Genomic DNA, 20,361 nt, shown 5'->3' with positions numbered 1-20,361 from the left:
CTGGATAGGCTCGGCCTCCGTGAGCACCGCACCCACCCCGTCCCCCTCCCCGCCCCTTCGTGCCGAGGGCGGGTTCCCGGTCGTCGGCATCGTCGGCGGCGGGCAGCTGGCCCGGATGTGCCAGCCGCCCGCGGTCGGCCTGTCGCTGACGCTGTCCGTGCTGGCCGAGTCCGAGGACGCCAGCGCCGCGCTTGTCGTGCCGCACAGCCCGGTCGGGGCGCACACCGACGCCGCCGCCGTCCTGGAGTGGGCCCGGCACTGCGACGTGGTGACCTTCGACCACGAGCACGTGCCGGCCGAGGTGCTCGACGAGCTGGTCCGCGCGGGGGTGCCGGTGCACCCCTCGCCGGAGGCGCTGGTCCACGCGCAGGACAAGCTGGCCATGCGCCGTCGGCTGACCGACCTCGGCATCCCGTGCCCCGCCTGGACCTGCGCCCGCAGCGCCCAGGACGTGGAGGACTTCGCCGCCCGGGCGGGCTGGCCCGTCGTGGCCAAGACCCCGCGCGGGGGCTACGACGGCAAGGGGGTGCGGGTATGCCGCGGCGCGGCCGACCTGGACGACTGGCTCGGGCAGGTGGGCGAGCCGGGTGCGCTGGCCGACGGGATCCTCCTGGAGGAGGCCGTGGACTTCACCCGCGAGCTGGCCGTGCTCGTGGCCCGCAGCCCCTCGGGCCAGGCCGCGGCCTGGCCGGTGGTGGAGACGGTCCAGACCGACGGCATCTGCACCGAGGTGCTGGCCCCGGCCCCGGAGCTGGACGAGGAGCTGGCCAGCGCGGCCACGGAGGGCGCCCTGCGGATCGTGGGCGAGCTGGAGGTGACCGGCGTGCTGGCCGTGGAGATGTTCGAGGTGCGGGGGCCCGACGGGGCGCCGGGCTACCTGGTCAACGAGCTGGCGATGCGCCCCCACAACAGCGGCCACTGGACGATCGAGGGGGCGGTCACCAGCCAGTTCGAGCAGCACCTGCGCGCGGTCCTGGACCTGCCGCTGGGCGACCCCTCGGCCCGCTCCGGGTGGACGGTGATGGCGAACGTGCTGGGCGGCGAGCACCCCGACCTGTACCCGACCTACCGCCACCTCATGGCGCGCGACCCGGGGCTGAAGATCCACCTCTACGGCAAGGGTGTGCGTCCGGGACGCAAGCTGGGCCACGTGACGGTGTTCGGGGACGACCTCGACGCCGGCTTCCTCCCCGCCCTCCGGGAGCGTGCCCGGCACGCCGCCGACTACCTCCAAGGAGTGGTGACCGAGTGAGCACCGACGAGACCCCCGGGGTGGTCCCCACCTCCGCGCCCCCCACCCAGGCGCCCGCGCCGCTCGTCGGCCTGGTGATGGGCAGCGACAGCGACTGGCCAGTGATGGAGGCCGCCGCCTCGGTGCTCGAGGAGTTCGGCGTCCCCTACGAGGCCGACGTCGTCTCCGCGCACCGGATGCCGACGGAGATGATCGAGTACGGCCGCTCGGCCGCCGACCGCGGCCTGCGGGTGATCGTCGCCGGTGCCGGCGGTGCCGCCCACCTGCCCGGCATGCTCGCCTCGGTGACCGTGCTGCCCGTGATCGGCGTGCCCGTGCCGCTCAAGCACCTCGACGGCATGGACTCCCTGCTGTCCATCGTCCAGATGCCGGCGGGCATCCCGGTGGCCACCGTCTCCGTCGCCGGGGCCCGCAACGCCGGCCTGCTGGCGGTCCGCGTGCTCGCCGCGGGTGAGGGGGGACGGGCGGCGGCCTGGCGGGAGCAGCTGGCCCGGTTCGCCGACGACCTGCGCGACCAGGCGCACGCCAAGGGCGTGCGACTGCGGGAGCGGCACCGCTGACCGCCCCCCGGGGCGGCCGCGCCGCCCCGGGGCTGGGTCTGGCGCCGTGGGCTTCGGACCCTTCGTGCCCCAGGGCCGGGTCCGCCCTGGGCAGACCGGACCGGGCGGTCCGCCCCGCTGACCCGCGAGTAGGCTGCGGCCCATGAGCGACTTCGACCTGTTCCGGATCAACGAGGACCACGAGGCGCTGCGCGAGGCGGTGCGCGAGGTCACGGCGGCGCAGATCACCCCGCACGCCGCCTCCGTCGACGAGGAGGGCCGCTTCCCCGTCGAGGCGCTCAAGGCGCTCGTGGCGACCGACTTCCACGCTCCGCACGTCCCGGAGGAGTACGACGGGGTCGGTGCCGACGCCCTGGCCACCTGCATCGTCATCGAGGAGGTCGCCCGCGGCTGCGCCAGCTCCTCGCTCATCCCCGCGGTCAACAAGCTCGGCACGGTGCCGCTGCTCCTGGCGGCGAGCGAGGAGATCAAGCAGAAGTACCTGCCGCCGGTCGCCCGCGGCGAGGCGATGTTCTCCTACGGCCTGTCCGAGGCGGGCGCCGGGTCCGACACCGCCGGGATGACGTGCAAGGCGATCGCGACCCCCGACGGCGACCACTACGTCCTCAACGGGCAGAAGTCCTGGATCACCAACGCTGGCGAGTCGCAGTTCTACACGGTCATGGCCGTCACCGACCCCGACGGCCCCAGGGGGCGCAACGTCAGCGCGTTCGTCGTGGAGAAGGACGACGCGGGCTTCACCTTCGGCGCCCCGGAGAAGAAGATGGGGATCAAGGGCAGCCCCACGCGGGAGCTGCACTTCGACGACTGCCGCATCCCCGCCGACCGGATGGTCGGCGGGCCCGGTGAGGGCCTGAAGATCGCTCTGCGCACCCTCGACCACACCCGGGTCACGATCGGCGCCCAGGCGGTGGGCATCGCGCAGGGCGCCCTGGACGCCGCCCTGGCCTACGTCAAGGAGCGCCAGCAGTTCGGCAAGGCGGTCGCGGAGTTCCAGGGCGTGCAGTTCATGCTCGCCGACATGGGGATGAAGCTCGAGGCGGCCCGCCAGATGGTCTACGTGGCGGCGGCCAAGTCCGAGCGCGGCGACGACGACCTGACCTTCTTCGGGGCCGCGGCCAAGTGCTTCGCCTCCGACGTGGCGATGGAGGTCACCACCGACGCGGTGCAGCTCTTCGGCGGCTACGGCTACACCAGGGACTTCCCGGTCGAGCGGATGATGCGCGACGCCAAGATCACCCAGATCTACGAGGGGACCAACCAGATCCAGCGGGTCGTCATGGCGCGCCAGCTGCTCAAGGGGTAGTCCCTGCCCGCCCGTCCCGAAAACCCCTGGCCGCCCGGCGTGGGGCTCGGCAGACTGGGCCCATGAGTGCGCACCCCTGGCAGGACGTCCTGGACGAGGCGCGCCGCCTCGAGGTCGAGGACGGCCTCTCCGGGATCCTGCGGGTCTCCCGCGACGAGGAGGTGCTGCTGGAGTCCTGCCTGGGCCTCGCCGACCGGGCGGGCGGCATACCCGTGCATCCCGGCACCCGGTTCGCCACCGCCTCCCTCAGCAAGATGTTCACCGCGGTCGGGGTCCTCGACGCCGCGGGGCGGGAGGAGATGGGGGTGCACGACCGCCTGGTCGACGTCCTGCCCCCGGAGCTGCGCCCCGGCACCCTGAGCCCGGACGTCACGGTCCACCACCTGCTCTCGCACACCTCCGGCATCGCCGACTACTTCGAGGAGGACGAGGACCTGCCGGGGTACCGGGAGGACTACGGCGACATCTGGGACCGGGTCCCCAACTACCGGGTCCGCGACTACGCGGCGCTCCTGCCGCTCTTCGCGGACCTGCCCCCGGTGTGCCCGCCGGGCACCGCCTACCACTACAGCAACGCGGGCTACGTGCTGCTGGGGATCCTGCTGTCGCACGTCTCGGGGATGCCCTTCGTCGAGGCCGTGACGACGAGGGTGCTGGAGCCCGCCGGGATGACGGACAGCGGCTACCCCGCCTTCGACGAGGTCCACCCGGACGTGGCGACCGGTCACCTGCCGCCGCTGGGCCCGGGCCGCCCGTGGCGCACGAACATCTACTCCGTCCACCCCGTCGGTGGCGGCGACGGGGGAGCGGTGGTCACCGCCCGGGACGTCGAACGGTTCCTGCGCGCGGTGCAGCAGGGAGGGGTATGGCGCGGGGTCGCCCCCGCGGACCTGCTCACCCCGCGCGTGCGGGCCGGGGGAGCGTGGTCGGTCGGCTACGGCGTCGAGATCCGCGACGACGGCGTCTTCGGCAAGGACGGCGGGGACCCCGGGGTGTTCGCCGTCGCGCTCCGCCGTCCGGCGGACGGCACCACCCTGGTGGTCCTGGCCAACGTGGACGAGGAGGCGGTCCCGGGGCTTCCCGACCTGACGAGGTCGCTCGTGGGCGCGGTGCTGGGGCGCTGAGCCCGGGGCAGGACCGGCCCGCTCAGGGAGCCTCGCCCGTGGCACCCTCGCCGTCGCCGGGCTGGGCGCCCTCCTGCGGGACGTCCTGCTCGCCGCCCTCCGCGTCCGGGTCCGGGTCCGCAGGGTCCTCCTCCGGAGGGTTCTCTTGCGCAGGGTCCTCCGCCCCGTCGTCGGCAGGCTCGGGCGCCGGCTCCGTCCCCGGGTCCGGCGTGCCGGCCGGGTCGGGCAGGCCGGAGATCGTCGTCGTGCTGCGCAGCACGACGAGCGGCTCCAGCTCCGGGCGGGCGACCTGCAGGTTCTCCTGCTGCACGACGGGCACGGGTCCGCCGTAGTCGTAGGCGACGGTCGTCACCAGGTCCACCCCGCCATCGGGGCGTTCGGTGCCGACGACGTCCTGCACGTCGACCTGCTGGAGCCCCTCGGCGATCCGCTCGTCGATCGAGATGCCCGGGACGGTCACCTCCCTGGCGCCGGCGAGACCGTCCTCCTGCAGCCGCCGGTAGAACTCCCGGGCGGTCTCCTCGGCCTCGGCCACGGTCACCGGCTGGCCGGCGGTGGCCGTGGGGCGGTCGGGGGTCCCGCCCAGGCCGCCCGTGGTGGCGATCGTCCAGACGAGCCAGCCCAGGAGCAGGACGAGGGGGACGGCCACCAGCCAGGCCAGCAGACGACCCGCCCGGCTGCGGCCCCGGGTGCGGGGGCCGCCGGGACCGGCGCCGGTCGGGCCGTCACTGGTCGGGCCGGGGCCGGTCGGGCCGTCACTGGTCGGGCCGCGACCGGCTGGGCCGGGGGCGAGGTGGGAAGGACCTCGGCCCGGACCGGCGCGTCCGGCGGCGGCGGACGACGTGAACCGGCCGTCCTCCTGGCCGGGCGGGGCCGACCCGGAGGCGGGACCGCCGTGCGGCACGACCCGGGTGTCTCCACCGTGGGGGGAGTGCCGGACCTGCTCGGTCACGGCCGCCTCCTGCGCGCGGGCGGCGGCCGCGGCCGCGATCGCCGCGGCCCCGGCACCGGCCGCACCCGCTGCTCCGGCCGCGCCCGCTGCGCCGCCCGCTCCCGCGGCTCCCGGTCCTCCCGGGTGCTCGCCGCGGGCCACCGCCGAGAGGCCCTCGGCCGCCCGTGCGGCGGTCCAGCGCGTCCGCGGATCGGGGTCGAGCATGCCCGCCAGCACCGGGGTGAGCGCACCCGCCCGCTCGGGCGGGCGGGGACGGTCACGCACGATCGTGTGGAGCTGGGCCACCGGGTTGGCGGCGTCCGGATAGGGCCGGCGACCCTCGACGGCGGTGTAGAGCGTGGCGCCCAGCGCCCACACGTCCGCCGCTGCCGAGGGGTCGTCACCGGCGGCGACCTCGGGGGAGAAGTAGGCCGCCGTGCCGGAGACCATCCCGGTCCTGGTCAGCTGGTGGTCCTCCTCGGCCCGGGCGATGCCGAAGTCGGTGAGCTTGGCGTCGCGGCCGCTCGCGTCGGTGAGCAGCACGTTGCCCGGCTTGACGTCCCGGTGCACGACGCCGGCACCGTGCGCGGCCGCCAGCGCGGTGGCCACCTGGGCCCCGATCCGCGCCACCTGGCGGACCGGCAGCGTGCCGCCGTCCTCCAGCAGCGAGGCCAGCGAGGGGCCGGGGACGAGCTCCATGACGATCCACGGCGCCCCGTCGTGCTCGAAGGCGTCGTAGACCCGCACGACGTTGTCGTGGGCGAGGGCGGCGCTGGTCCGCGCCTCCCGCATGCCGCGCGACAGCAGCACCTCGGCGTCGGCCTCCCCGCCGACCCGCTTGAGGGCGACCTCGCGCCCCAGGTGCTCGTCGCGGGCGTGCCAGACGGTGCCGCCACCGCCCCGGCCGAGGGTGCCCAGGATGCGGTAGCGCCCCGCGACCACGTCGGGTCGTGCGTCCACCGGGGTCTGCCGGGTGGTCTCCAGGTCCTCGCCGTCGCCGTCGCGCTGCTCAGGCACGCCCGCTCACCTCCGTTCGTGGCCGTCCGGCCGGTTCCGCCCGGTCAGGGTTCGATGCTGACAGACTCGCCGCGCCGCAGGGCGGCGAAGAGCTCGTCGGCGCGCTGCTCGTCCCACAGGACGGCGCTGCCGACCGTCGTCTGGTAGTTGGCGTCGGCGACCGGCACGGTCACCGAGACGCCGCCGCCGGAGGCGATCTGGCGCATCGCCAGGGCCATCCGGGCCGCCTCGACGACGTTGGTGTCCTCCCCGACGGCCACCGCGTCGCCGGTGGCGCTGCCCACGTCGAAGAGCCGCACGGGGTTGAGCACGGTGGCCGGCGAGGCCATCCGCGAGACCAGGGCCGCCAGGAACTCCCGCTGGCGCTCCACCCGGCCGATGTCGCCGCGCGGGTCGCTGTAGCGCATCCGGACGTAGCCCAGGGCCTCCGGGCCGGTGAGCTCCTGGCAGCCGGCGGCCAGGTCGATGTGCGCCCTCTCGTCCTGGATCGGAGCGTCCAGGCACATCCGCACACCCCCGACCTCCTCGACCACCCCGACGAAGCCCCCGAAGCCGATCTCCAGGTAGCCGTCGAGCCGCAGGCCGGTGGCCTGCTCGACCGTGTCGACGAGCAGCTCGGCACCACCGCGGGCGTGGGCCGCGTTGAGCTTGTCCAGACCGTGGTCGCGGATGGTGACGAAGGAGTCCCGGGGCAGGCTCACGAGCGTGGGCTCACCCATCGTCGGCACGTGCAGGAGCATGACGGTGTCGGCGCGCGACCCCTCGGCCGAGCCGGTGCCGAACTCGCCGCGCTGCTCGTCGCTCAGCTGCTCGCGGCTGTCGGTGCCGACGAGCAGGTAGGTGGCCCCCGGGGAGGTGGTCGGCCGGTCCGTGTCGGGGGTGGCGTCGACGCGCACCAGACCGTTCCAGAGCAGGGCGAGCACGGCCACCATCGAGACGACGTACGCCGCGACGGCCAGGGTCAGGATGACCCCCAGACGGCGCAGGCCGTAGCGCGGTCCACGACGCCGCCGGGGAGGGCGCGGAGGGGGCGGAGGGGGCGGTCCGGCCGCCGGTCGCCCGGGTCCCCGGCCCGCAGGACCCGAGGGTGCCGCGGCCGGGAGCGGGCGCTCCCGCCCCTCCCGGCGGCCGAACTGCCGGTCGTCGTCCCGGGGGCGGGGGCGGGGGACCCAGTCGCCGTTCTCGTCGTAGTGACCGCGCGGCGGGTCCTGGCGGGGCACCGGACGGGTCCGGTCGTCCCCGACGTCGTCGTACCCCTGGTCACCCCCCTGGTTCCCGTCCTCGTAGCCCCGGTACCCGTCGTCGTGCCCCCGGTACCCGTCGTCGTAGCCCCCGTCGGTCCCGTCCCACCCGGCGCGGTCGCCGGGCCGCCGTCCGGGCCGCGGTCTGCGCGGCACGGGACGGGTCCAGTCATCCTCGGGGCGGTGGGGCACGACGACACAGACTAGGCCAGCGCCCTGTCCGAGGGCTGGGAACCCGCGCGCCCCGGCGATTCCCCGCCCGGCCCGCCGGTAGCCTCTCCGGGGTGAGCACCCCCGCCCGGCCCACCGCATACCCCCCCGTGTCCGTGATCATGCCCGTGCGCAACGAGGAGCACGACCTGGCGGACGCGGTGGCCTCGGTGCTGGCGCAGGACTACCCGGGAGGCCTCGAGATTGTCCTGGCCGTGGGGCCGAGCTCGGACCGCACCCGGGAGGTCGCCGACGGACTCGCGGAGCGCGACCCCCGGATCGTCGTCGTCGACAACCCCTCCGGACGGACTCCCGACGGCCTCAACGCGGCCGTGGCGGCCTCCCACGAGGACGTGGTCGTGCGGATGGACGGGCACGGGGAGCTCTCGCCGGGCTACGTCCGGCGGGCGGTCGAGCTGCTCGAGGAGACCGGGGCGGCCAATGTCGGCGGGGTGATGCTGGCCGAGGGGACGGGCACGCTGCAGCAGGCGGTGGCCGTGGCCATGCGCTCGCCGCTGGGGATCGGCGCGGCCCGCTTCCACGTCGGCGGCGCCGCGGGCCCGGCCGAGACCGTCTACCTGGGCGTGTTCCGGCGCGCGTGGCTCGAGCGGGTCGGCGGCTACGACCCGACGTTCGTGCGGGCCCAGGACTGGGAGCTCAACCACCGCATCCGCGAGGCGGGGGGGACGGTCTGGTTCAGCCCCGAGCTGACCGTCAGCTACCGGCCGCGGTCGACCTGGCGCGACCTGGTCCGGCAGTTCTACACCACGGGGCAGTGGCGCCGGCAGGTCGTGCGGCACCACCCCGGCAGCGTCAACCTGCGCTACCTGGCGCCGCCCACCGCGGTGGGCCTCGTCGCCGTGGGCGCGCTCGGAGGGCTGGCCTGGCGGCCGCTGTGGGCGCTGCCGCTGGGGTATGCCGCCGCCGTCACCCTCGGCGGGGCGTGGATCGCGCGAGACCAGGCCCCCGGGGTGGTCGCCCGGATGCCGGGCGTGCTGGCCGTCATGCACCTGACGTGGGGCGCCGGGTTCCTCCGCGGACCCGACGCCCCCTCGCCGGAGCGGTAGACCTCAGCCCTGGGTCGGTGGCGTCGGCTCCGGGGTGGGCTCGTCGAGCGCGACCTGCAGCTGTGGTCCGGTCTTCTCCACGACCTCCTCCACGGTGACGCCGTGGGCCACCTCGCGCAGAACCAGTCCGTCGGGCGTGACGTCGATGACGGCCAGGTCGGTGATGATCCGCTGCACGACCTTCAGCCCGGTGATCGGCAGGGAGCACTCCTGGACGATCTTGTGGGTGCCGTCCTTGGCCACGTGGTCCATGAGCACGATGACCTTCTTGGCCCCCATGACCAGGTCCATCGCGCCGCCCATGCCCTTGACCATCTTGCCGGGGATCATCCAGTTGGCGATGTCGCCGGCGGCCGAGACCTGCATGGCCCCCAGGATCGCGGCGTCGACCTTGCCGCCGCGGATCATCCCGAAGCTGGTGGCGGAGTCGAAGATCGAGGCGCCGGGGCGCAGCGTCACGGTCTCCTTCCCGGCGTTGATGAGGTCCGGGTGCTCCTCGCCCTCGTAGGGGTAGGGGCCCACGCCGAGGATGCCGTTCTCGGACTGCAGCACCAGCTCGACGTCGTCGGGCACGTAGTTGGGCACCAGGGTCGGCATGCCGATCCCGAGGTTGACGTAGTCGCCGTCCTTGAGCTCGGCGGCCGCGCGGGCCGCCATCTCCTCGCGGGACAGGGCCATGGCTCAGGCCTCCTGGGTCTGGTCGGGGGACGCGTCCGGACGGGGCCGGGTGGTCCGCTTCTCGATGTCCTTGTCGGCGGCCTGCTCGGGCGTCAGGGCCAGCACCCGCTGGACGTAGATGCCGGGCAGGTGGATCTCGTCGGGGTCCAGCTCACCGGGCTCGACGAGCTCCTCGACCTCGGCCACGGAGACCAGGGCGGCCATCGCGCACAGCGGGTTGAAGTTGCGGGCCGAGCGGTTGAAGACGAGGTTGCCGTGCCGGTCGCCCTTCGCCGCCCGGACCAGGCCGAAGTCGGCGAAGATCGAGTCCTCGAGCACGTAGTCGCGGGTCACACCGCGCACGGTGTACTCGCGCTTCTCCTTGGGCGGCGACTCCTTGACCACGGTCCCCTCCGCGTCGTAGCGCCACGGCATGCCCCCCTCCGAGACCTGGGACCCGACGCCAGTGGGCGTCCAGAACGCGGGGATCCCCGCGCCGGCGGAGCGCATCTTCTCCGCGAGGGTGCCCTGCGGGGTGAGCTCGACCTCGAGCTCGCCGGCGAGGTACTGGCGGGCGAACTCCTTGTTCTCGCCCACGTAGGAGGCGATGACCCGGCGGATGCGGTGCTCGGCCAGGAGCAGCCCCAGCCCCGCGCCGTCGATGCCCAGGTTGTTGGACACGACCTGCAGGTCGGTGGTCCCCTTGGCCAGCACCTCCCTGATGAGCACGGTCGGGATGCCGGCGAGGCCGAAGCCGCCCACGGTCACGGTCATGCCGTCGTCGAGGCCCTCCAGGGCCTCCGCGGCGGAGGAAACGACTTTGTCCATGCGGGCGAGGCTACCCGCCTGCTCAGCCCGTCAGGCTGCCGGGGCAGCGGTGCGTGACGCCCTCGGCGTCCAGCCGCTCAGCCGGGCCGCCCGCGGAGCCGCGCACCAGCACCACGGAGCCGTCGGCGGCCAGGACCTGCAGGACCTGGCGCACCGTCAGACCGGGGTCCGTGGTCGTCACCAGGGCCCGGGCGCCGCGCGGAACCTCGGTCAGGTCGTCCAGCAGCTCGGCGTAGCTGAGGCGCTCGCCGTGGTGGACCAGCGCGGTGTCCTCCTCCTCCGCCTCGTCCCAGGCGCTGAAGTCGTCCGCGAACCCGGCCAGCTCGGCCGCCTCGTCCATGACGCCGGAGCGCAGCTCCTCGCCGTAGGCCCGCGCCAGGGCCGGCAGGGCCACGGCGACGACCTCGTCGCAGTCGTCCGCGAGGGCGCTGTCGGGGTCGGTGGTGACGAGCACGTCGGCGCCCTCGTGGGCGTCCACGGTCAGCGTCGCGCCCACCGACCAGGCGGCCAGCGCCCAGTAGACGAGCCGCCAGTGGGGGCTGGGCAGGTCGACGAGGACGACCGTCCCGGGCTGGGCGTCGAAGGACTCCTGCAGGGCGTTGGCGGCCTTGGCCACCCAGGTGGCCAGCACCCGGCGGGAGATCTCGATCCGCTCGCCGGCGGCCTCGGGGGAGTCGTCGTAGAAGGTGATCGCCGGACGGGTGGCGTCGGCGCCGACGGCGTCGGCGAGCACCTGGGGAGGGAACTGCACGGGCTACACGCTAGCCGCTGGGCGCACCTTGCGCCGCCCCGCCCGGGAGGGGCACAGTGTCCCGGTGACAGCCACGGGCCTGGGTGCCGTCCCCTGCGGTGCGCCCCCGACCGGGTCGGGCGGTGCCCGCCCGGTCCGGAGGGTATGGCGTGCTGCCTGGCCGGTCGACGTCCGCGCCACCTGGGGGGTGCTGAGACGGGGCGCGGGGGACCCGGCCTGGCGAATGGTGGCCGGTGCCCTGTGGCGGGCGACCAGCACGCCCGAGGGGCCGGTGACGCTGCGGACGACGACCCGGCCGGCCGAGGCGGCGGTGCTGGGCGAGGCCTGGGGCCCGGGAGCCCGCTGGGTGCTCGAGCGGCTGCCGACGATGCTGGGCGAGGAGGACGACGGGGCCGAGAGGTTCGTGGCCCACCACGACCTCGTCGCCCGGGCCCTGCGGCTGCACCCGGGGTGGCGGGTGCCCCGGACCGGGCTGGTCCTGGAGTCGCTCGTCCCCGCGGTCATCGAGCAGAAGGTCACCGGTCAGGAGGCGTTCTCGGGCTGGCGCCGCATCGTGCAGCGCTTCGGCGAGCCCGCACCGGGGCCCGGTGGTGCGCTGGGGCTGCGGGTGCCGCCCCCGCCGGCGGTGCTCGCGCAGATCCCGAGCTGGGAGTGGCTGCGCGCGGGCGTCAGCCCGCAGCGCTCGGCCACGGTCGTGCGGGTCGCCCGGGTCGCCGGCCGGCTCGAGGAGCTTCCGGAGCTGGACCTCGTGGCGGCCCGTCGCCGCCTGGTGAGCATCCCGGGGGTGGGGGTGTGGACGGCGGCCGAGACGGCGCACCGGGCGCTCGGCGACCCCGACGCGGTGAGCTTCGGCGACTACCACGTGGCGGCCAACATCGGCTGGGCCCTGACCGGCCGTCCGGTGGACGACCAGGCGCTCGTGGAGCTGCTGCGGCCCTACGCCGGGCAGCGCTACCGGGTCCAGCGGCTGCTCGAGCTCTCCGGGGCGGTCCGGCCCCGGCGGGGTCCGAGGATGGCGCCCCGCCGGCACCTGCCCACGGGCTGAGGGAGGAGGGGTCCGTCGGTCGGGTCCAGCCCGGCGGGTCGCCCCGGCGGGGCAGGTCGGGCCCTCCTGGTCAGGTCGCCCCGGCGGGGAAGGTCGGGTCCTCCTGGTCAGGTCGCCCGTCGGCGCCGGTCGGTCCTGCGGGGGCGTCCGCCACCACGTGCCCCTTCCGGACGTGCACGTCGCTGGCCAGGTCCTCCCCGGCGAGCGCCACCTCGAGGCGGGCCGCCACCCGGCCGGCCAGCACCGGGTCGGGCGCGGACACGGCAAACCCCTGGGCGGCGGAGCCGTCGATCGTGGCACCGGCGTGCCCGACGAGCGCGACCCGCACGGCCCGGGCCCCACGGGCCTCATCCTCCTCGGGCGCGACGGAGGCGATGCCCACCTCGTCGGCCAGGGGGGTGCCCGGCCGTACCCCGAGGGCGGCGCGAACCGCCTCCCGGTGGCCCAGCGCGAACCAGTCGCCCGGACCGGTCCGCACCAGCCCGGAAGCGCCGCCGGGAGGGCCTGGCCGGCCGGTGTCCGTCCCCTCCACCAGCGCGGTCACCGCCGGTCCGCGCAGCAGCGCCGCAGGCACGCCGTCGGCCTTGCCCTTGACGAGGTCGGCCGCCGCGGCCAGCTCGTCGCCGACGGCCCGGGTCGTCACCGCCAGGGGGCGACCGTCGTGATCGGTCCCACCGCGCAGGTCGTCGACGACGGCGAGGCCGTGGGCCCCGAGCGCGAGGTCGGTCTGCCCCGCGCGCCAGGGCCGGCCGGCGGTGTCGGTGAGGAGGACGCCGAACCGGGTGCCCGGTGGCAGGTCTCGGGCCAGGGCCCGGTGCAGCGCGGCAGCCGCCGCGTCCGGGTCCGCGGGCAGCAGGAGGAGGCCACCCTCGGGGCCGGTGTTGGAGGCGTCGATCCCGGCCGCGGCCATGACCGGACCGGCCTCGGACTCCACCACCCGGGTGGTGCCGGCCGGGGTGGCGCGCTCGGCGACCACGCGCCGGCTGCGACGCAGGACCTCGCCCTCGCGGCCACGGCGGTCGTCCCTCCCGACCCGCAGCCCCGCCGTCTTGGAGACGACCTTGCTGGAGACGACCAGGACGTCGCCGTCCCGCAGTCCACCGTGGGCACGGACAGCGCCGAGCAGGTGAGCGGCGAGGTCGTCGTCCGCGCCCAGCTCGGGGATCCCGCGCAGGGGCAGGACCACCAGCCCGTCGACCGGGTCGCTCACCGCAGCTCGTCGGCCAGGTCGAGGGCGGCCCCGGCGATCCGGGCGGCCCCGGCGACGTCGCGCATCAGCAGGTCGAGGGCGCGCACCTGCACCCGTGCCGGATAGCTCGCGCCCTCGTCGGCGGTGTCCACCAGCCAGCCGTCGAGCAGGTCGGCGTACAGACCGGCCACGCCGGCGGCGCTGACCTCCACCCCGAGGGGGGCCAGGCACGCGTCGGCATGGCCGCGGACCGGGCGGCCGCCGACGAGGGGGCTGACGCCCACGACGGGGGCCCGGGTGCCGCGCAGGGCGTCCCGGACCCCGGGGACGCCCAGGATGATGCCGATGGAGACCACCGGGTTGCTCGGCGGGAGCAGCACCACGTCGGCCCCCCGGATCGCCTCCAGGACACCGGGAGCGGGGGTGGCGGCGGACAGCCCGGCGACGGTGAAGCGCTGCGCGGGGATCGCGGCCCGGTGACGCACCCACCACTCCTGGAAGTGGATGGCGCGCTCGGAGGGTCCGGCGGCACCCGCGCCGGAGGAGGCCGCACCTTCGCCGGAGGGCGCAGCCCCGTCGGAGCCAGCCTCGTCGGAAGCGGCCGCAGCCTCGCCGGAGGGGGCAGCCTCGCCGGAGCCGGCACCGTCGTCCCCGGGAGCGCCCCCGCCCGGTCCGTCGTCCCGGACCACCACGTGGGTCTCGATCGGGGTGTCGGTGACCGGCAGCAGCCGCACGCCCTGCTCGGGCAGGCCCCACCGGGCGGCCAGACGGGCGGTGACCTCCGAGAGCGTGGCCCCCCGCCGCAGCCACAGGCTGCGGGCCAGGTGGGTGCCCAGGTCCCGGTCGCCGAGGCCGAACCACTGCGGTTGGACGCCCAGCGCCGCCAGCTCGCCCATCACCTCGTGCTTGTCACCCTCCCGGCCCCAGCCCTGTTCCTCCTCGACCCCTCCTCCCAGGGTGTACAGGACGGAGTCCAGGTCGGGGCACACCCGTAGCCCGAAGAGGGTGATGTCGTCCCCCGTGTTGCCGACGACGGTGACCTCGACCTGCTCCCCGGGGGACCGCCGGGACAGCTCGTGGACCAGGCCGCGGACGAACCTGGCCCCGCCGACGCCGCCGGACAGTGCGGTGATCTGCATACTCTCCATTGTGCGGGCGGGCCGCGTCCCGTCCGCACCCGGGCGGGGTCGCCACCCCCGCCCACCTGCGACGGGACGCTCCACGACGGCACTCGGGCGGGGGCGGGGACGTCGGCAGCGGGGTGCACGCCGGGGGACTCCTAGCAGATCTGGGGTTGACTACGGCGGATGACACGCGTGTAATTCACCCATCGCGGTCTGTTCGTCCGAAGGCAGCTCGGAGGCTGGGACGCGGTGCACGTGTTGGCGAAAGGTCGAGGAGGAGCCATGCACGAGATGGAGATGCTGAGCCTGCTGAGCGGGGCCGACGAGGTCGACGAGGCCTCGTGGCAGGAGCGTGCCCTGTGCGCGCAGACCGACCCGGAGGCCTTCTTCCCGGAGAAGGGCGGGTCGACCCGCGAGGCCAAGAAGGTGTGCGTGGGCTGCGAGGTCCGCGCCGAGTGCCTGGAGTACGCCCTGGCCAACGACGAGCGCTTCGGCATCTGGGGCGGTCTGTCCGAGCGTGAGCGGCGCAAGCTCAAGAAGCGCGCCGTGTGACCGACGGGCCCCGCCCTGCTCCGCCCCGCTCCGACCCCGTGACGACCCCCGCCGGTCGGGTCCGGGTGGACGACGTCACCGTCGTCGTCCTGACCCGCCCCGACGGCCCGCTCCTGGACGGCCTCCTCGACGCCCTCGCCGCCCAGTCCCGCCGGCCCCAGCGGCTCGTCCTCACCGGGACCTCCCCCGACGACCCCCGGGTCCCTGCGGCCCGGAACCACCCACTCGTGCGCGAGCAGCGCGTCCCGTTGCTCGTCCGGCCCGTCCCCGCGGACGCCGCTGCCGGTCCTGACGCCCCCGGTGGCGCGTCGCGGGGTCCCGCGCCCGAGGGGGACCGCCCGTCGACCGCTGCGGAGCCCCCGGCGTCCGAGGTCGGCGGCGAGACCCCCCACGTGCGGACCCCGGCGTCCGACGCCGGGATTACGACGTCCGACGTGGGGACCGCGGCGTCCGACGCCGGGATTCCGACGTCCGACGTGGGGACCGCGCCGCCCGACGCGCGGGTCGCGACCCCCGAGGGGATCCCCGCACCGCATGCGCCGCCCCGGTGGCGGGCCGTCGAGGACGCCCGGGCGATCCTGCCGATGCACCCTGACCACTGGGTCTGGCTGCTGCCGGACGACAGCCTGCCCGAGCCGTCCGCACTGTCCGGCCTGGTCGCGGCCGTGCGCCGCAACAGCCGCGTGGGGATGGTGGGCCCCAAGCTGGTGCGGGCCGACGACCCCCGTCTGCTCGTCGCGGTGGGGCACCACCTCACCCCCGCCGGACGACAGGCCGACGGGCGGTCGGCCGCCCTGGTCGACCAGGGCCAGCTCGACCTGCGTCAGGACGTGCTGGGTGTGCCGCTGGTCGGTTCCCTCGTCCGCAGCGACGCCCTCGAGGGCGCCGGGGGTCTCTCTGCCGAGTTCGGGGACGACGGCGTCGACGGCCTGGACCTGGGCTGGCGGGCCCACCTGACCGGCCACCGCGTCGTCGTCGCGCCCGACGCCGTCGTCCGCACGGGAGACGAAGGGCTCGGCGTGCGCGATCCCCGCCGGACCCGGATCCGCCAGCGTCAGCTCGCCCTCGCCCGAGGGTCGGCCTGGACCTCTCCGTGGCGGGCCCTCGGCGTCCTGCTCACCAGCACCCTCGCGGCGCTCCTGCTGCTGCTCGTCAAGCGGCCGGCCGAGGCCGCCGACGAGTGGGCGGACGTGCGGGCGGTGCTGTCCCCGGCGCGCGGCATGCGGGCCCGGTGGCGGTTCCGGAGCCGACGAACGGTGCGGCCCGGGGACCTGCACGCCCTCTTCCTTCCGACCACCGCCGGCTGGCGCTCCACCCTGGACACGGTCGGGGACGCCCTGGACCCCCGGACCCGACGACCGGGACGACGGACCGGTCCGGCGGCCGGCGGCCGGGCCGTGCCCGAGACCGGGCCGGTCTCCGACGAGCTGGCCGAGCTCACGGGCGAGGACCGCCGTACCCCGTGGACCAGCTGGCCGCTCGCGCTGGCCCTGCTCGCCGTCCTGGTCGCCACGGCGTGGACCTGGCGCGAGCGTCTCGGCGACCTGCGCCCGGGTGGTGCTGGGCCGGCCGGTGGGGAGCTCGGGGCGGCGGCCGCCGGGTCGGGCGACCTGTGGCGCTCGGCCCTCGACGGGTGGCGGGGCGGGGGGCTGGGACACGACCACCCGCCGGAGCCGTGGCTGCTGCCCTGGGCCGGTCTCACCAGGGTGGTCGAGGCGGTGGCCGGGGCCGGGGGCGCGCCGAACGCCGCCGGTGTCGCCCTCGGCTGGATCCTGCTGGCATCCGCGCCGGTGGCGCTGCTCACCGCCTACGTGGCCCTGCGGCGGGTGACCCGACGGCGGTGGTTGCGGGCGGTGCTGGCCCTGGGCTGGTCGGCGGCCACCCCGCTCGTCGCCGCCGTGGGGGAGGGGCGCGTGGGTCCCGTCGTGGTGCACCTCATGGCACCGCTGCTGGCGGCCGGGTTCGCCGTCGCCGCGACCAGGGGCGGTGGCGTCCGGCGCACCGCCGCCGTCTTCGCCACCGCGCTGGCGGTGGCGCTGACCGCCCAGTGGGTCCCGGCGGTGCTCCTCCCGGCCACCGTGGCCGGGATCCTCCTGCTGGCCCTCGGCCGCGGCGTCCGGTGGCGCGGTGCTGTGCTGGCGCTGCTGCCGTGGGCCCTGCTGCTCCCCTGGGTGCCCGCGATGGCCACCGACCCGGTCCGCCTGGTGGGCGGGGCGGGGGCGACCGCGGTCCTGCCCGGTGGCACCACCGACGTGCCGGCGTGGCAGACCACCCTCCTTGCGGCGGGTGGTCCCGTCGACCCGGCGGGTCTGCAGGCGCTTCCGCTCTGGGCCGCCCTGGTCTGGTGGCTGGCGGCCCTGGCGGGGACCGCTCTGCCGGGACGGGCCGGCCGCCGTGCGGCCGTCCTCGTGGGTGGCGCCCTCCTGACCCTCCTCCTGGCCCTGACCGCCGGAAGGGCCGGGCTGGGCGTGCTGCCGGCCGGGCACGCGGAGGCGGGACTGGACGTCGGCGCGTGGCCCGGGACCATGCTCTCCCTGACCGGCGCGTCGCTGCTGCTCGCGACCGCCCTGCTCGTGGACCGGTCGTGGCGCTCGCACGGACCCCGCCGTGGCGAGCCGTTGCGTTCCGCCGTCCGCCGTCCCCGCGCGCTGGCCACGGCGGTCGCGGCGGTCCTCGTGGTGCTGGCCGCCCTCGTGCCCGCGGCCGTGGCCGTGTGGCGTCCCGCGCCCTCGGGCCTCGAGCAGGCGGCACCGGTCCTGCCCCCGGTGGCCGCGGCCCAGGCGGACGGCCCGTCGGCCCCGCGCACGCTGGTGCTCTCGCCCGCGGGCCCGGAGGTCGTCGTCGACCTGGTGGGACGCGAGATCGAACCGGCCAGGGTGCTCCGGGACCGCACCGCCGAGCTGGCCGTCGGGGTGCGACCGCCCGGACCGGTCGAGGAGGTGGCCGCGGCCGTGGTGGGCGGCGGCGGGGAGGAGACGCTCGCCCGGCTGCACGGGCTGGCGGTCGGTTACGTCCTGGTGACCGCAGACGACGACGACCCGCTGGTGACCCGGGTGGACGCGCTGCCCGGCCTGACCCGGGTGGGAGGACCGCCGGGTCAGGTGCTCTGGCGGATGGCCGACAACGTGGCCTCCCGGGTGCGTGTGCTCGACGCCACGGGTGAGCTGGTCACCAGGGTGGACAGCACCGGCCCCCACGGCACTGCCACCGACCGGGTCGAGGACCTGCCCGAGGGATCAGTCCTGGACGTGGCCGAGGGGCCGGGGTGGACGCAGGCGGCCCGGGTCTCGGTCGACGGGGCGGACGTGCCGGTCGGGGACGACGGGATCGTGGCGCTGCCGGCGGGCAGCCACGACCTGGACCTGTGGCTCGCTCGGCCCGCGCTGCCCTGGCACCTCGTCGCGCTCCTGCTGGCCGCCGTCACCGCGTTCCTGGCCCTGCCGTTCGGACGACCCGAGCCCGAGACCCCCGAGGAGGACCGATGACCACCTCCGACCTGGCACCGGACGACGACGGCAGCTCGCCGGAGGACCGTGGCACGTCGCCCGACGGAGGAGGTCCTGCGGGTGCGACCGTCGCACCGCCCCGCTCCTGGGCGGCGGGGAGGTCCCGGTGGTGGCGCACGGGGCTCGCCGCGCTCGCCCTGGCCGGGCTCGTGGGCGCGGCGACCGCCGTCGACGGCGGCACCCTCGTCGGCCCGGAGGAACGTCCGGGAACGGACGACGCCGCCATGACGTCGGCCCCGGGTGAGGTCGTGCCCGTCGGCTCGGCGGCGCTCGCCTGCCCCGGGGGTTCCGAGGCGGAGGATGCCACCGTGGAGGTCGTCGCCGCCCAGGCTCCGCAGTCGGTGTCCAGCGTCGGTACGGCGCCGGGGTCACGGCAGAGCTCGGGGTCGAGCCCGCAGGCCGTCCCTGGTGCTGCGCCCGCGCCCGAGGACGAGGACGGCCGCGAGGACGAGGACGGCCGCGAGGACGAGGACGGGCCCGAGGACGAGGAGGCTGGCGAGAACGACGAGGGTGCACGACTCGTCCTCTCCGGCGACGCTGACGACGGCCAGGCTCTGCGGCCCCCCGGACCGAGCATCCTCGACCTGCCGGGCGGCTCCGCCGCGTTCGTGGTGGGGGAGGGCGACGCCGCACCGGGTCTGGTCGGTGCCCAGCTGGCCGTGGGCACCGGTGCCGGCGTCCGCGGGGCCGCCCTGGCCCCCTGCGTCCGGGCGGCCGAGGAGCAGTGGCTCGTCGGCGGCGGCGGCGGGGCGGGGGCGACCGAGCTGCTCGTCCTGACCAACCCGGGCCCTGACCCGGTCACGGTCACCGTCCGGGTATGGGGGGTCGACGGGGAGGTGGCCACGACCGGTGCCACCGGGCTGGTCGTCCCCCCGGGGGGACGGGCCGACCACCAGCTGGCCGCCCTGGCCCCCGGGGTCGAGGCCCCTGTCGTGGCGGTCTCGGCCACCGGCGGGCCGGTGGCCGCCCACCTGAACCTCCTGGTCCGGGACGGGACGACGGACCTGGGCGCGGGGACGGTGGCGCCGGCCGGGACGGTCGCACCGGCGAAGGACATCGCGCTCCCGGCCCTGCCGTCCGCGCCCGACGGGAGCTCTCACCGCACCACCCTGCGCCTGCTCGCCCCCGGCGAGGAAGAGGCGGTCGTCGACGTCACAGCGCTGACCGAGGACGGCGCCGTGCGGCTGCCCGACCTGGTCACCCGCCTCGCCTCCGGACGCATCCTCGAGGTCGACCTCGGGGACCTGCCTGCGGGGACCACCGGGCTGCGGCTGCGGTCGGACGCACCCGTCGTGGCCGCCGTGGGTCTGGAGGTCGACCCGCAGGAGTCGGAGCCGCAGGAGGCGTCCGTCGACGACGCGGCCGCCACCGATGCCGCTGCTGACGGGTCCGCCGCCACCGACGCCCCCGACGACGAGGCCGTCGCCACGGAACCGTCTCGCGACGAGGCGGTCGTGACCGACGCCCCGGCCGACGGTGCCGCGGTCACGACAGCGCCCGGGACCGACACGGCCGGGGCCACCGCCAGTCCACCGCAAGGGTCCGTCGCCGAACCGCTCGTCCGGACGGCGGGCGAGCTGGCGTGGGTGTCGGCCACCGTGCCCACCGCGGACCCCGTCGGGACGGCGCTGCCCGACCCTGCCGCCGTGCCGGGCGGGGCGGCCCGGCTCGTGCTCAGCGCCGTGGACGCGACGACCGCCACCGTGCACTGGCTGGACCAGGACGGCGGCTCCGTCACCGAGGACGTGGAGCTCGCCAACGACACCGGACGCCTTCTGGACGTGCCCGCAGGCACGCGGGCCGTCTGGATCACGACGACCGACCCGAGGGGTGCGGCACCCGGCGCCGGGGTGGTCGCCGCCGTCCACGTCTCCGGGGCCGACGGGCGCGGTCCGTTCCTCGCGGCCGCCACCCTGCCCGCCGTCCCGTGGACCACGACGGTCACGACGGTGCGTCCGGCGGTGCCCTGAGCGCACACCCTGCACAGAAGGCCCAGGAGGT

16 protein-coding genes are annotated in these 20,361 nt (G+C 76.2%); 9 read left to right on the top strand and 7 right to left on the bottom strand.

Annotated elements, in window-relative coordinates; translation table 11 throughout:
* The first annotated feature begins 19 nt into the window (after positions 1 to 19).
* The 4 genes from ACWHYA_RS00495 to ACWHYA_RS00480 all read left to right on the top strand — a co-directional run bounded on the left by ACWHYA_RS00495 (position 20) and on the right by ACWHYA_RS00480 (position 4,242).
* Positions 20 to 1,252, top strand: coding sequence for a 5-(carboxyamino)imidazole ribonucleotide synthase (locus ACWHYA_RS00495; protein WP_425939873.1), 1,233 nt, complete (start codon positions 20 to 22; stop codon positions 1,250 to 1,252).
* Between the two features lie 77 nt (positions 1,253 to 1,329).
* Positions 1,330 to 1,812, top strand: coding sequence for a 5-(carboxyamino)imidazole ribonucleotide mutase (purE, locus tag ACWHYA_RS00490; protein WP_425940044.1), 483 nt, complete (start codon positions 1,330 to 1,332; stop codon positions 1,810 to 1,812).
* 142 nt (positions 1,813 to 1,954) lie between these two features.
* Complete coding sequence (locus ACWHYA_RS00485; RefSeq protein ID WP_425939875.1) at positions 1,955 to 3,118, top strand: acyl-CoA dehydrogenase family protein; 1,164 nt, start codon at positions 1,955 to 1,957, stop codon at positions 3,116 to 3,118.
* Between the two features lie 62 nt (positions 3,119 to 3,180).
* Positions 3,181 to 4,242: a serine hydrolase domain-containing protein gene (locus ACWHYA_RS00480; RefSeq protein ID WP_425939877.1), complete on the top strand. Its 1,062-nt coding sequence runs from the start codon at positions 3,181 to 3,183 to the stop codon at positions 4,240 to 4,242.
* Positions 4,243 to 4,264: 22 nt separating this feature from the next.
* On the opposite strand, the gene ACWHYA_RS00475 is transcribed toward ACWHYA_RS00480, so the two are convergent.
* Both ACWHYA_RS00475 and ACWHYA_RS00470 read right to left on the bottom strand, forming a co-directional pair.
* On the bottom strand, positions 4,265 to 6,190 hold the full coding sequence (locus tag ACWHYA_RS00475; protein WP_425939879.1) for a protein kinase domain-containing protein: 1,926 nt from the start codon (positions 6,188 to 6,190) through the stop codon (positions 4,265 to 4,267).
* A gap of 44 nt (positions 6,191 to 6,234) precedes the next feature.
* On the bottom strand, positions 6,235 to 7,623 hold the full coding sequence (locus tag ACWHYA_RS00470; RefSeq protein WP_425939881.1) for an LCP family protein: 1,389 nt from the start codon (positions 7,621 to 7,623) through the stop codon (positions 6,235 to 6,237).
* A gap of 92 nt (positions 7,624 to 7,715) precedes the next feature.
* Between ACWHYA_RS00470 and ACWHYA_RS00465 the strand changes: the two genes are divergently transcribed.
* Entirely contained in the window at positions 7,716 to 8,708 is a 993-nt protein-coding gene (locus ACWHYA_RS00465; protein ID WP_425939883.1) for a glycosyltransferase family 2 protein, read from the top strand.
* Positions 8,709 to 8,711: 3 nt separating this feature from the next.
* Here the strand turns inward: ACWHYA_RS00465 and ACWHYA_RS00460 are convergent, their stop codons facing one another.
* The 3 genes from ACWHYA_RS00460 to ACWHYA_RS00450 are packed head-to-tail and all read right to left on the bottom strand — an operon-like array spanning position 8,712 to position 10,944.
* Positions 8,712 to 9,386, bottom strand: coding sequence for a 3-oxoacid CoA-transferase subunit B (locus ACWHYA_RS00460; RefSeq protein ID WP_425939885.1), 675 nt, complete (start codon positions 9,384 to 9,386; stop codon positions 8,712 to 8,714).
* Between the two features lie 3 nt (positions 9,387 to 9,389).
* Complete coding sequence (locus tag ACWHYA_RS00455; protein ID WP_425939887.1) at positions 9,390 to 10,193, bottom strand: CoA transferase subunit A; 804 nt, start codon at positions 10,191 to 10,193, stop codon at positions 9,390 to 9,392.
* A gap of 22 nt (positions 10,194 to 10,215) precedes the next feature.
* Positions 10,216 to 10,944 (bottom strand): TIGR03089 family protein, encoded by a 729-nt coding sequence (locus ACWHYA_RS00450; protein WP_425939888.1) that lies wholly within the window; start codon positions 10,942 to 10,944, stop codon positions 10,216 to 10,218.
* A 64-nt stretch (positions 10,945 to 11,008) separates the two neighbouring features.
* Between ACWHYA_RS00450 and ACWHYA_RS00445 the strand changes: the two genes are divergently transcribed.
* Positions 11,009 to 11,989, top strand: coding sequence for a DNA-3-methyladenine glycosylase family protein (locus ACWHYA_RS00445; RefSeq protein ID WP_425939890.1), 981 nt, complete (start codon positions 11,009 to 11,011; stop codon positions 11,987 to 11,989).
* Positions 11,990 to 12,059: 70 nt separating this feature from the next.
* Here the strand turns inward: ACWHYA_RS00445 and ACWHYA_RS00440 are convergent, their stop codons facing one another.
* Positions 12,060 to 13,199, bottom strand: coding sequence for a coenzyme F420-0:L-glutamate ligase (locus tag ACWHYA_RS00440; RefSeq protein WP_425939892.1), 1,140 nt, complete (start codon positions 13,197 to 13,199; stop codon positions 12,060 to 12,062).
* A complete protein-coding gene (locus ACWHYA_RS00435) occupies positions 13,196 to 14,317 on the bottom strand; it encodes a 2-phospho-L-lactate transferase CofD family protein (protein ID WP_425939894.1) in 1,122 nt (373 codons plus the stop codon). Before ACWHYA_RS00435 ends, ACWHYA_RS00440 begins: the two co-directional genes overlap by 4 nt.
* A gap of 267 nt (positions 14,318 to 14,584) precedes the next feature.
* Between ACWHYA_RS00435 and ACWHYA_RS00430 the strand changes: the two genes are divergently transcribed.
* Genes ACWHYA_RS00430 through ACWHYA_RS00420 form a run of 3 tightly spaced genes read left to right on the top strand, consistent with a single transcriptional unit; the run spans position 14,585 to position 20,330 of the window.
* The gene (locus tag ACWHYA_RS00430; protein ID WP_075958776.1) at positions 14,585 to 14,854 is read left to right on the top strand and encodes a WhiB family transcriptional regulator; all 270 of its coding nucleotides are present in this window, start codon (positions 14,585 to 14,587) and stop codon (positions 14,852 to 14,854) included.
* Entirely contained in the window at positions 14,851 to 18,339 is a 3,489-nt protein-coding gene (locus ACWHYA_RS00425; protein ID WP_448095483.1) for a glycosyltransferase, read from the top strand. Before ACWHYA_RS00430 ends, ACWHYA_RS00425 begins: the two co-directional genes overlap by 4 nt.
* Positions 18,336 to 20,330 (top strand): DUF5719 family protein, encoded by a 1,995-nt coding sequence (locus tag ACWHYA_RS00420; RefSeq protein ID WP_425939898.1) that lies wholly within the window; start codon positions 18,336 to 18,338, stop codon positions 20,328 to 20,330. Before ACWHYA_RS00425 ends, ACWHYA_RS00420 begins: the two co-directional genes overlap by 4 nt.
* Positions 20,331 to 20,361: the final 31 nt, after the last annotated feature.

The organism is Ornithinimicrobium carbonis, from assembly GCF_977012275.1.
This window is presented reverse-complemented; position numbering and strand designations above follow the sequence as displayed.

Bases quoted from the DNA above. Each gene is read 5' to 3' on its own strand.
- ACWHYA_RS00420 (WP_425939898.1), top strand. From the start codon at position 18,336: ATGACCACCTCCGACCTGGCACCGGACGACGACGGCAGCTCGCCGGAG.
- ACWHYA_RS00455 (WP_425939887.1), bottom strand. From the start codon at position 10,193: ATGGACAAAGTCGTTTCCTCCGCCGCGGAGGCCCTGGAGGGCCTCGAC.
- purE (WP_425940044.1), top strand. From the start codon at position 1,330: ATGGGCAGCGACAGCGACTGGCCAGTGATGGAGGCCGCCGCCTCGGTG.
- ACWHYA_RS00435 (WP_425939894.1), bottom strand. From the start codon at position 14,317: ATGCAGATCACCGCACTGTCCGGCGGCGTCGGCGGGGCCAGGTTCGTC.
- ACWHYA_RS00460 (WP_425939885.1), bottom strand. From the start codon at position 9,386: ATGGCCCTGTCCCGCGAGGAGATGGCGGCCCGCGCGGCCGCCGAGCTC.
- ACWHYA_RS00480 (WP_425939877.1), top strand. From the start codon at position 3,181: ATGAGTGCGCACCCCTGGCAGGACGTCCTGGACGAGGCGCGCCGCCTC.
- ACWHYA_RS00430 (WP_075958776.1), top strand. From the start codon at position 14,585: ATGCACGAGATGGAGATGCTGAGCCTGCTGAGCGGGGCCGACGAGGTC.
- ACWHYA_RS00485 (WP_425939875.1), top strand. From the start codon at position 1,955: ATGAGCGACTTCGACCTGTTCCGGATCAACGAGGACCACGAGGCGCTG.